Annotated in this window: 10 protein-coding genes; 4 read left to right on the top strand and 6 right to left on the bottom strand. The window is 67.0% G+C overall.

Annotation, left to right across the window (positions count from 1 at the left end; all coding sequences use genetic code 11):
- Positions 1 to 82: 82 nt before the first annotated feature.
- Together ABD089_RS07060 and ABD089_RS07055 are read left to right on the top strand one after the other, a co-directional pair.
- Positions 83 to 706, top strand: a complete 624-nt coding sequence (locus ABD089_RS07060; protein WP_343885584.1) for a hypothetical protein — start codon at positions 83 to 85, stop codon at positions 704 to 706.
- 98 nt (positions 707 to 804) lie between these two features.
- Positions 805 to 2,601 carry a fumarate hydratase gene (locus ABD089_RS07055; RefSeq protein WP_343885583.1) on the top strand — a complete coding sequence of 599 codons (1,797 nt, stop codon included), beginning with the start codon at positions 805 to 807 and terminating at the stop codon, positions 2,599 to 2,601.
- Positions 2,602 to 2,718: 117 nt separating this feature from the next.
- On the opposite strand, the gene ABD089_RS07050 is transcribed toward ABD089_RS07055, so the two are convergent.
- Together ABD089_RS07050 and ABD089_RS07045 are read right to left on the bottom strand one after the other, a co-directional pair.
- The gene (locus ABD089_RS07050; RefSeq protein WP_343885582.1) at positions 2,719 to 2,937 is read right to left on the bottom strand and encodes a helix-turn-helix transcriptional regulator; all 219 of its coding nucleotides are present in this window, start codon (positions 2,935 to 2,937) and stop codon (positions 2,719 to 2,721) included.
- A complete protein-coding gene (locus ABD089_RS07045; RefSeq protein ID WP_343885581.1) occupies positions 2,937 to 3,392 on the bottom strand; it encodes a hypothetical protein in 456 nt (151 codons plus the stop codon). Before ABD089_RS07045 ends, ABD089_RS07050 begins: the two co-directional genes overlap by 1 nt.
- A 163-nt stretch (positions 3,393 to 3,555) precedes the next feature.
- Between ABD089_RS07045 and ABD089_RS07040 the strand changes: the two genes are divergently transcribed.
- Positions 3,556 to 5,004 (top strand): ferredoxin reductase family protein, encoded by a 1,449-nt coding sequence (locus ABD089_RS07040; RefSeq protein WP_343885580.1) that lies wholly within the window; start codon positions 3,556 to 3,558, stop codon positions 5,002 to 5,004.
- Between the two features lie 165 nt (positions 5,005 to 5,169).
- On the opposite strand, the gene ABD089_RS07035 is transcribed toward ABD089_RS07040, so the two are convergent.
- From ABD089_RS07035 to ABD089_RS07025, 3 genes are all read right to left on the bottom strand, one after another.
- Positions 5,170 to 5,673 carry a hypothetical protein gene (locus ABD089_RS07035; protein ID WP_343885579.1) on the bottom strand — a complete coding sequence of 168 codons (504 nt, stop codon included), beginning with the start codon at positions 5,671 to 5,673 and terminating at the stop codon, positions 5,170 to 5,172.
- Positions 5,674 to 5,849: 176 nt separating this feature from the next.
- On the bottom strand, positions 5,850 to 7,133 hold the full coding sequence (locus tag ABD089_RS07030; protein ID WP_343885578.1) for a citrate synthase: 1,284 nt from the start codon (positions 7,131 to 7,133) through the stop codon (positions 5,850 to 5,852).
- Positions 7,134 to 7,333: 200 nt separating this feature from the next.
- The gene (locus tag ABD089_RS07025; RefSeq protein WP_343885577.1) at positions 7,334 to 8,845 is read right to left on the bottom strand and encodes a S8 family serine peptidase; all 1,512 of its coding nucleotides are present in this window, start codon (positions 8,843 to 8,845) and stop codon (positions 7,334 to 7,336) included.
- Positions 8,846 to 9,018: 173 nt separating this feature from the next.
- On the opposite strand from ABD089_RS07025, the gene ABD089_RS07020 reads away from it, so the two are divergent.
- Entirely contained in the window at positions 9,019 to 9,288 is a 270-nt protein-coding gene (locus ABD089_RS07020) for an acylphosphatase (RefSeq protein WP_343885576.1), read from the top strand.
- 1 nt (position 9,289) lies between these two features.
- On the opposite strand, the gene ABD089_RS07015 is transcribed toward ABD089_RS07020, so the two are convergent.
- The gene (locus tag ABD089_RS07015; RefSeq protein WP_343885575.1) at positions 9,290 to 10,525 is read right to left on the bottom strand and encodes a L,D-transpeptidase; all 1,236 of its coding nucleotides are present in this window, start codon (positions 10,523 to 10,525) and stop codon (positions 9,290 to 9,292) included.
- Positions 10,526 to 10,563 lie beyond the last annotated feature (38 nt).

The following is a 10,563-nucleotide window of genomic DNA, read 5'->3' as shown; positions in this document are numbered from 1 at the left end:
CCACGCGGGGACAATCACATGAGGCACGGCCCCCACCACGCGGGGACTTGACCGTGAGGCACTACGCCCGGCGCCTCCCGTGGTGAGCGCCAAGTCGGGGCGCCAGCCCTTCGCCGGCTTCCCCAGCGGACCGGTGCAGACCTCGTCCGGCTCGTCGTCCAACTCCATGATGACCATCGCGCTTGCCGCAGCCGCCCTCTTCTTCGCGGTGGTGATCGGAGCGATCATCAACTCGGTCTCCAGCCTCAACGAGCTGCCCGTGGGGGTCGAGACCTCCGCCGAGTACCCCCAGGAGCAGTACCCGGACCAGACCTTCGACCAGCTCGCCGACGTCGGTTGGCAGGCCGAGGTTCCACAGGGCTGGTATGTCACCTCGTCCCCCGAGGGCTTCCAGGCCCTGGAGAACACGGTGGGCGAGCAGGTCCTGTTCACCTATGGACTCGACAGCGCCGACCTGACGCAGGACTGCCGAGAGCTTGCGTCCTCGACGGTCGTCGCGGCCACCGACGAACCCGCGGTCAGCCAGACCAAGCTGAGCGGACGCGATGCCGTGCGCCTCACCGGCGACAACTGGACGGCTCTGTGCTCGCGCGACCTGGTCTCCGGCCAGGTGTTGGGGATCATCGTCCCGCCCGAGTCGGGCAGCCAGCGTGAGTGGACCAGTTCCCTGTTCTCCGCCCTGCAGTCGAGCTGGGTCTGGAACTGAACCCGCGCGCGTGCGCGGGCGCGCGCCATGAAAGACTTCTGGCCAGAGCCCAAGACAGGCCGTCCGGCACGGCAGCCGGCCGCCACCAAGGAGTTGAAATGGCTGAGTTCGCCTACGAGGACATGCTTCCGCTCGGCAAGGACGAGACCCCTTATCGCCTGCTGACGACCGACGGCGTGGAGGTGCTGGAGGGCCCGGAGGGACGCAAGTTCCTCAAGGTGGCCCCCGAGGCGCTGACGCTGCTCGCCGAGACGGCCATGCACGACATCGCCCACTACCTGCGCCCGGGGCACCTGTCCCAGCTGCGCAAGATCATGGACGACCCGGAGGCCAGCGCCAACGACAAGTTCGTCGCCCTCGACCTGTTGAAGAATGCCAACATCGCCGCCGGCGGCGTGCTGCCGATGTGCCAGGACACTGGCACCGCGATCGTGTCGGGCCACCGCGGCCAGCACGTCCTGACCGAGGGCCCGGACGGCAAGGCGCTGAGCCTGGGCATCTACAACGCCTACACCAAGCTCAACCTCCGCTACTCGCAGAACGCCCCCATCACGATGTGGGAGGAGAAGAACACCGGCTCGAACCTGCCGGCGCAGATCGACATCGAGGCCGAGACCCATCCCGGCCACGAGGACGAGTACGGCTTCCTGTTCATGGCCAAGGGCGGTGGTTCGGCGAACAAGAGCTACCTGTACCAGGAGACCAAGGCGATCCTGAACCCCGACTCGATGATGAAGTTCCTCGAGGAGAAGATCCGCTCTCTCGGAACGGCTGCCTGTCCGCCGTACCACTTGGCCATCGTCATCGGCGGCACCTCGGCCGAATGGGCGCTGAAGACGGCCAAGTATGCGTCCGCCAAATACCTCGACACCCTGCCAGACCACGGTGACATCACCGGGCACGGCTTCCGCGACCACGAACTCGAGGAGCAGGTGCTGGAGCTCACCCGCAAGCTCGGCATCGGTGCCCAGTTCGGCGGCAAGTACTTCTGCCACGATGTCCGCGTCGTCCGCCTCCCCCGTCACGGTGCCTCGCTGCCCGTCGCGATGGCCGTCAGCTGCTCGGCCGACCGCCAGTGCAAGGCGAAGATCACCCCCGAGGGCGTCTTCATCGAGCAGCTGGAGTTCGAGCCCGCACAGTACATGCCCGAGCACGTCGACGAGGACCTGGACGCCGACTCGCACGGTATCTCCGGCACCGGCAAGGGCGCCGCAGTCAAGATCGACTTGACCAAGCCGATGGACGAGGTGCTCGCCGAACTGAGCAAGCACCCGGTCAAGACGCGCCTGTCGCTGTCCGGGACGCTCGTCGTGGCTCGAGACATCGCCCACGCCAAGATTCGGGAGCGCCTGGACGCCGGCGAACAGATGCCGCAGTACCTCAAGGACCACCCGGTCTACTACGCCGGCCCCGCCAAGACGCCCGAGGGCATGGCCTCCGGCTCCTTCGGACCCACCACGGCTGGCCGGATGGACTCCTACGTCGACCAATTCCAGGCGGCTGGTGGCTCGAAGGTGATGCTGGCCAAGGGCAACCGCTCCCAGCAGGTGACCGACGCGTGCGCCAAGCACGGCGGCTTCTATCTCGGCTCGATCGGCGGCCCTGCTGCTCGCCTGGCGCAGGACTGCATCAAGAAGGTCGAGGTGCTGGAGTACCCCGAGCTCGGGATGGAGGCGGTCTGGAAGATCGAGGTCGAGGACTTCCCGGCCTTCATCGTCGTGGACGACAAGGGCAACGACTTCTTCGCCGACGTCAACAAGCCGATCGCGCTGAACATCCAGCCCCGCCCGGGCATGGAGCCCAAGCAGACCCCCTCGCGCCAGACCGAGATCGACGCCCCAGGCATGGGCGACGTCGACTCTGCCGGTGACACCACGGGGGAGATCGACAAGTGATCTGAGCTGCGCCTGCCGCCACCAATCGAGGGCCTCGGACGATGAGTCCGGGGCCCTCGTGCTGTCCTGCGGCTCTGGGTGAACCCTGCCACCGCCAGCGGAACAAGGCTCAACCAGTCACTCGGGGATCTCGACCGGCGCCCATGCAGCCGGTGTGAAGACGTCCTCGATGCGGCACCCGAACAGCGTCGCGATGTTGAAGGCCAGCGGGAGCGAGGGGTCGAAGCGCCCCCGTTCGAGTGAGATCACGGTCTGGCGGGAGACCCCCAGCAGGTCGGCCAGGCGCTGCTGGCTCCAGGACCGCTCCGCTCGCAGGTCGGGCAGACGGTTCTCCATCAGGCGTCCCGATGCTTGGTGATGACGTAGCGCACGACCACATCCGCGGCTATGAACAGGATCAGGGCGCTGAGGGCTGCCTGGGCGCTGAGCCCGTGGAGGGCCGGGACGATGGAGACCGCGGTCAGGGTGAGGCCCGCCACGATCAGGATGTCGTGGAAGCAGCCCCGGGTGGCGGCGTCGTACCAGGTGCTCTCGATCGACTCATCGGGGTTCGCGATGCTTCCCTTCAGGGAGTTGCGGTCAACCAGGAGTGACCAGCCGAGCACGGTCAGCACCGGGAGGCAGGAGGCGGTGAGCAGCACCGGCAACAGCCAAGAGCGTTCTCCGTCGTTTGTGAGGGCGGCGATGCCAGCAACAACACCGGTCAGGGCCACACCGATCAGTAGTGCCCCGGGCCACGGTGAGCGGCCGGAGCGGGTGCGTCCGAAGGTCGACTTCTGGGTGTTGATCATGATGATCTCCAGGGTGTGAAGGGTTAGTAAAGCAGGCTTGACGTATAGCTTGCTTTACGTCAAGTACCTTTTACATCCCTGCGTCTGGAGTGGACGAGCACTCGTTGCCTGACGACAGCGCGTGCACAGGTATGACACAGTCTCGGACGCGAATCTCCATGACATGAGCACCGAGCTGGCGGCCAGGAATGCAATGGGGACCACCACGGTCCCCTTGCGAGAGCGCGCCGTAGAGCAGCGCTCGGGCGGCGCTCCCCGCGACCCCTACCGGTCCCGGCGAACCGAGCAGGCCATCCGCAATCGCGTCATCGAGGCCGTTGCCATCGCGTCCGTCGTCATGCTGGCGCTGCTCTACTTCGCCGACCGTGGGCTGACCGGCTGGGGTTCCTTGAAGGACGCCCTGAAGAGCGTCGGCATCCTGCTCGGCCTGGTCTCGGCGGACCTGCTCTGCCTGATGGTGCTGCTGGCGGCCCGCATTCCCTTCATCGACCGCGCCATGGGCCACGACCGGGCCATCGCCAAACACGGTGGGCTCGGTGTCTGGGCGGTGGGCGCGGTGCTCGCGCACGGCGTCCTGACCACGCTCAGCTATGCGATGAGCCAGCAGGTCGGCGTCATCACCGAGTTCACCCGGCTGTGGACCTGGCCCGACTATGCGCTGGCCGTGGTCAGCTTTGGCCTGCTGGTTCTGGTCGGCCTGACGTCCGCGCTGCTGAGCGTCAAGAAGCACCTCCCGCACCAGTTGTGGCACGCAATCCATCTGAGCACCTATGTGGCGATCGGCCTGTCGATCCCGCACCAGTTCACGATGGACAAGCTCTTCGATGCCCCTTGGGCCAAGGCCTACTGGATCGGTCTCTACGCCGTCACCGGTTCCGCCCTGCTGGTCTACCGGGTCATCGTCCCGATCACGCGTTCGCTGCGGCACTCGCTGGTCGTCAGCGAGGTCCGCCAGGAGTCGCACGACGTGGCGACGATCACCATGGCCGGGCAGTACCTCGGCACCCTTGACGTCGCCGCCGGGCAGTTCTTCAACTGGCGCTTCTGGACCCCCGGTCTCGCGCTCGAGCAGCATCCCTTCTCGATCAGCGCCGCCCCCAATGGCACCTCGCTGCGGATCACCGTCCGCAATGCCGGTGCCGGCACCGCCAGGATCATGCAGGTGAAGCCCGGCACCCGGGTCAGCTTCGAGGGTCCCTATGGCGTCTTCACCGATGCCGCCCGCACCCAGGAGGCGATCGTGCTGGCTGGTTCGGGAGTGGGCATCACGCCGATCCGCGCGGTCGTCGAGGCCACCCAGACCATCCCGGGACGCTCGCTGGTGCTGCTCCGTGCCAGCCACGCCGAGGAGCTGTACCACCTGGACGAGTTCCGGACGATCTGTAGGCAGCGCGGCATCCAACTCGTCACCCTGGTCGGCAACCGCTCCGGGGACGGTGCCTGGACGACCAGCGACCACCCCAATCTCAAGCTCGTCCAATTGGCGCCCTGGATCGCCGACGCGGACGTCTATGTCTGTGGACCCGATGCCTGGTCGAAGGCCCTCGTGACCGAGGCCGAGGCCTATGGGGTCCACCCATCCCAGGTGCACCGGGAGTCGTTCGCCATGTAGCCATGCGGACACTTGCCGAAGCAAGCACCTGAGGGTGCGGCCTCCTTCAGGAGTCGCGCCCGGTGTCCCCCGGAAGTGGGCCGGGGGGCATGACGAAGGCCCGTCTCCAAGTGGGGGAGACGGGCCTTCGTGCTGTCTGGGCTCGGAATCAGGATCAGCGGTGGATCACCTGGGGAACTGCAGCCCCTGGTCGGGGGCCTGCGCCTGGTCGGCCTGAACCTGCTGAGCCTGCGGCTGCGCGGCCGTCTGACCGGCCGGCACCTGCGCGGTGTCAGCGCCCTGGAGCACGCCCTCGATCTCGGCGACCACGGCCTGTTCCTCGGCGGAGACGCCCTTCGAGGCCTCGGCGACCTGCTGGCATGCGGCCCTCACGTAGCTCTTGATCGCCGCCTGGGCGTCAGGGTTCTTGCCGGCAACCTGGACGGCCGTGGCGAGGCTGGCGAGCATCTTCTGCTTCAGGTCGTCCTTGCTGGACGCCTGCGGCGGCATCACGAGCCCACCCTTCATCAGGTCCTTGACGCCTTCCGGCGCGCTGGCGAGGGCCTGCGAGGCGGCCTTCGATTCCTTGAAGATGTCGAAGAAGCCGGGGTCGGCCTGGGAGACGAGGGCAATGGCGCCCATCACGCCGCCGCGGATCTGGTCCTGCTCAGCATCGGTGAAATCAGTCATGGAGCAATTGTTCCCACGTTCCCATGACCGCTGTCAGGGTTGTCCGCCTCAGGCATAACCTGTAAGCCGTCCGGCGCTGTGACGCGCCACAGGACGAGGCTGGGGCTCCACCGACGAACGGTGGGGCCCCGGCCCTTTGCTGCGTGTGCCAACCCGACCGACGGATCGGGTGGAGTTCAGCGGTTCTCCATCGCGACGTAGTCGCGCTCGACCTCGCCGATGTAGATCTGGCGCGGACGGCCGATCTTGGTGCCGACCTCGGAGTTCTGTTCGCGCCACTGCGCGATCCAGCCGGGCAGACGGCCGATGGCGAACAGGACGGTGAACATGTTCACCGGGAAGCCCATCGCCTCGTAGATCAGGCCCGAGTAGAAGTCGACGTTCGGGTAGAGCTTGCGCTCCTGGAAGTAGGGGTCGCTGAGGGCGGTCTGCTCCAGCTCCTGCGCGATGTCGAGCAGGTCGGTGCGGCCCTCCTTCAGCTTCAGGACCTCGTCGGCGTGCTTCTTGATGATGGCCGCGCGGGGGTCGTAGTTCTTGTAGATGCGGTGGCCGAAGCCCATCAGGCGGATGCCGGCCTTCTTGTCCTTGACCTGCTGGACGTACTCGGCGACGGTCATGCCCGAGTCCTTGATGGCCTGGAGCATCTCCAGGACCTCCTGGTTGGCGCCACCGTGCAGTGGGCCGGACAGGGCGTTCACGCCGGAGGCGACCGAGGCATAGATGTTCGCCTGCGAGGAGCCGACCAAACGCACCGTCGAGGTCGAGCAGTTCTGCTCGTGGTCGACGTGCAGGATCAACAGCACCTCGAGGGCGCGGGTGATCGCCTCGTTGAACTGGTAGGACTCGGTCGGGAAGCCAAAGCTCATCCGCTCGAAGTTCTCGATGTAGCTCAGTGAGTTGTCTGGGTAAAGCGTCGGCTGCCCGACCGAGTTCTTGTACGAGTAGGCAGCCAGTGTGGGCACCTTGGCCAGCAGGCGCTCGGTGGCGCGCTCGACGGACTCGTCGTCGAGCCCGATGGAGTCGGTGTTGAAGGTCGACAGTGCCATGATGCCGGCGGCCAGCACGGGCATCGGGTGCGAACGACGGGGGAAGCAGCGGAAGAGGTCGCGCATCCGCTCGTCCAGCAGCGTGGACTTGGTGATGCGGCTGGTGAAGGTCTCGAGCTGCTCTGCGGTGGGCAGCTCACCGTAGATCACCAGGTAGGCGCACTCGAGGAAGGTGGACCGCTCCGCCAGCTGCTCGATCGGGTAGCCGCGGTAGCGCAGGATTCCCTTGTCGCCATCGATGAAGGTGATGGCCGACTTGCACGACGCCGTGCTCGAGAAGCCCTGGTCGTAGGTGGTGTCACCGGTGCTGGCCAGCAGCTTGGTGATGTCGTGTCCGTTGTTGCCGATGGAGGCCGGCACAAAGGGGAGGTCGACCTCCTTGTCGCCAACCGTGAAAGTCGCGTTCTCACTCATAGTTCCTCCTTGAACCGGAGTCCAATCTCCGACCAATCAGGGTTTGCAGGGCTCGCACGAGCGGCGTCGCATGCGTCGTCGCGTCGCGGTTGCGCTCACACTACCGCCCAAACAGCCCCGCTCAAATTGAGTGTGGATGTGATGGACGTCACCGGCCGAGCGTAGGTGCACGCCGGCATCGGAGCCCCGGCCAGCTGTGGTCAGCGCACCTGGGCGGTCTGGGCCGAGACGACGCTGGTCGTGCGGTACAGGGGCTTGGACGCGGTGACCCGCAACCGGATGCGGAAGTACTTGTCGGTACGGGTGAGGGTGTAGGTCGAACCCGTTGCGCCCTTGATCGGGGTCGCCGTGCCCCAGATGTTGACCCGCTCCCACTGGCGCGTGACGACGACCGGGCCGACGCCCCAGGTGCCGGTCGAACCGGTGAGAACGCGTCCGACGCGCGGGGTGCCGGTCACGCCAGGGGTGCCTGCACGCTCCAGCACGCCGGGTGTCACGGTCGACATCGAGCTGAGGACGACATTTGGTGAACCCGTGCCGCGGTTGGAGACACGCGCGTCGGTGGCGGTGCTCTTCCACGTCTGGGCCATCAATTGGGCGCTGACCTGCGCCGGGGTCCAGGAGGGTCGGGCCTGCAGGATCTGGGCGACCACGCCAGCCGTGACGGGCGACGCCATGGACGTGCCGGTCATCAGGGCATAGCGGTGGCCGGTGGAGGCGGGCACGGTCGAGGGAACGTTCCTGCCGGGTGCGAAGAGGTCGAGGCAGGTGCCCCAGTTGCTGCCCTCGGACGCGGTGTCGACCCAGCGCTTGTTGACCGACGTGGTCGAGTCCCCGATCGCGCCGACCGTGATCACGGCGGGTAGGTGCGCCGGGGAGATCTTGCAGGCGTCCGCGTTCTCGTTGCCCGCGGCGGCGACGACGGTGATGCCCTCGGCGATCATCCGGCTGACGGCGTCGTCCACGGCGGGGTCGATGCCGTCGGCGACATTCGTCCCCAGGCTCATGTTGGTGACAGCGGCGGTGCCGTCGACGTGGTTCTTGAGCACCCACTCCAGACCCGCCAGAACGCCGGCCGAGGTGCCGTAGCCGTAGTCGTCCAGCACCTTCACCGGGATGATGCGGGCACGCTTGGCCGAGCCGAAGGTGGTGGAGCCGACCAGACCTGCGACATGTGTCCCGTGGTACAGCCCGTCGGTGGTGGCGCTGCCGCCGACCGCGCTGTAACCGGCGCTGACGCGGCCACCGAACTCCTTGAGTGAGGAGTCGACCCCGGAGTCGACCACGTAGACCGGGACATTGGTGCCCTGGTAGTAGCTGGTGAACCAGCCCGCCTTGCCCCACTTCTGGTCGATCCGGTCGAGTGCCCAGCCGGGGTTGGCCTGGGCGCCGAAGGAGACATAGCGCTTGTTCTCGTAGACGGCCGCCACGCTGGAGTCGGCGCGCACCTGCGACAGCTGGGTCTCGGTCAGTTCCATCACCGCACCCGGGAAGACCTTCTCCAGGCGCGTCCGGACGCTCAGCCCGGCCCGCTCCGCCTTCGCCGAGGCACCCTGCGCGCTGTACCCATTCTTGTAGCGCACGATCCAGGTGCTCTTCGCGGTCTTGTCGGCGGGGGCCGCCTCGGCGGGCACTGCGCCCACCGGGGTGGTCAACAGCGGAGCGGTCAGTGCCAGCGCGAACAGCGCGGCCAGCCGGGAACGGCGCGTCATGCAGGGTCCTTCGATCGTGGTCGACCAGCGGTCAATCGTCCCCGACACCTTGCGTCGAGAGGCGCCACCTGTGCAAGCCGACGCTCCCATCCGACCGCCGCAATTGCTGCTGCCGCAGCGTTCGCGCGGCGAACCAGCGCCAGCCCGGCGAGGGCATCGGACAGAATGCAGTCATGACGACAGCGGTCGAGGTGCACATCACGGGACGGGTGCAGGGCGTCGGCTTCCGGTGGAGCACGGCCCAACAGGCGCAGCAGGTGGGCGTCACCGGGTGGGTGCGCAACCAGCCGGACGGTTCGGTCGCAGCCTGGTTCGAGGGGGACGAGGACCCGGTCGACCAAATGGTCGACTGGTGCCAGCAAGGCCCCCGCTGGGCCGGGGTGGACCAGGTCATCGCCACCCACGTGTCCGCGAAGGGCTACGGATCCTTCGAAGTCCGATGACTCAGTTGAGCGCGGACTGCTGCTTCCAGCCGGCGTAGCTGTACTGCCAGACCCCGACGCCATCGGTGGGCTGCATGATGCGCGAGGAACCGGTGACGATGTCCAGGTCGCCGGCGCGGACGAAGTCGAACAGCCACTTGGCGTTGGCGGTGCTCATCCCGGTGCAGCCGTGGGAGACGTTCGCGACGCCCTGGCTGCCCACCGACCACGGGGCGGCGTGGATGAACTCACCGGTCCAGGTCACCCGCATCGCCCACTTCACGTCCAGGTTGTAGGCCTCGGCGGAGTCCTTTGGGATGGCCACCGTCTCGGAGTTCATCTTGACCTGGCTCAGCCGCTCGATGATCACCTTGGTGCCGGAGCGAGTGGTGAAGCCCGACTTGCCGTTGGTCACGGGAAAGGTGCGGATGGTCTTGCCGTTCTGCGTCACCTTGAGGGTGTGCGCGGCGATGTCGGTGTAGAGAATCCGTTGGTCGCCGATCGCCAGCTGCGCCGTGTCGTCGCGTCCAAGCCACTTGTTCGCGCCGGTCTGCAGCCCCGCGAACTCCGTGGTGACCGTGATCTTCGTCCCCGGCTTCCAGTAGGTCTTGGGTCGCCACATCAGTTGGCGGTTGTCGAGCCAGCCCCAGGAGCCCTCCTGCGCGGGGACGACGGTGACCTTGGCGTGCTTCTCCACCTCGGCGCGCATCGCCTTGGTCTCCACGGCGCTGACGAACTGGATGGTCGCCGGCATCCCGACGCCGGTGGTGAAGCCCTGGTAGAGCACGTCATAGCCAGCGATGTTGGTCTTCAGCGTGGAGAACTTCTTGGTCAGCTCCTGCGCAACGCCCTGGTCGTTGGTGGCCTGGATGGTCGCGGTGTAGTCGGTCTGGGGCAGCAGGTTGCGGCTCGGCTGCCACGTGCTGCCGTCGAGGATGCCGGCGACCTCACCATTCGGGCCGGTGACGGTGACGCCGTCCAGGCGGCCGTTGGTGACCGTCACGTCAATCGAGTCGGTCGGCAGCAAGGCGGTGATCGGGTGCTGGGACGACAACGCCACCGCGAGTTGCCGGGTGGGCGTCGGTTCCGGGGCTGCGGTCTTGGACGCCGGCCCGGAACCGTCATCGGTGCCCTGGCCAGCGGTGGCAGACGCAGCGACGGTCGCCGGGACGTTCATCGCGTCCGGGGAGACCTTCGCGCAGGATGCGGTGGCGGCTCCCATCACAAGCAGGGCAAGGAACCAGGCGAGATGCTTCACGCGGTCAGGCTAACTCTCGGCTCCGACAACTTCGTGCC

Source organism: Luteococcus sanguinis (assembly GCF_039527675.1).
GTDB classification, from domain to species: Bacteria; Actinomycetota; Actinomycetes; order Propionibacteriales; family Propionibacteriaceae; genus Luteococcus; species Luteococcus sanguinis.
The sequence above is the reverse complement of the archived record's forward strand: the minus strand, read 5'-3'. Positions and strand labels throughout refer to the sequence as shown.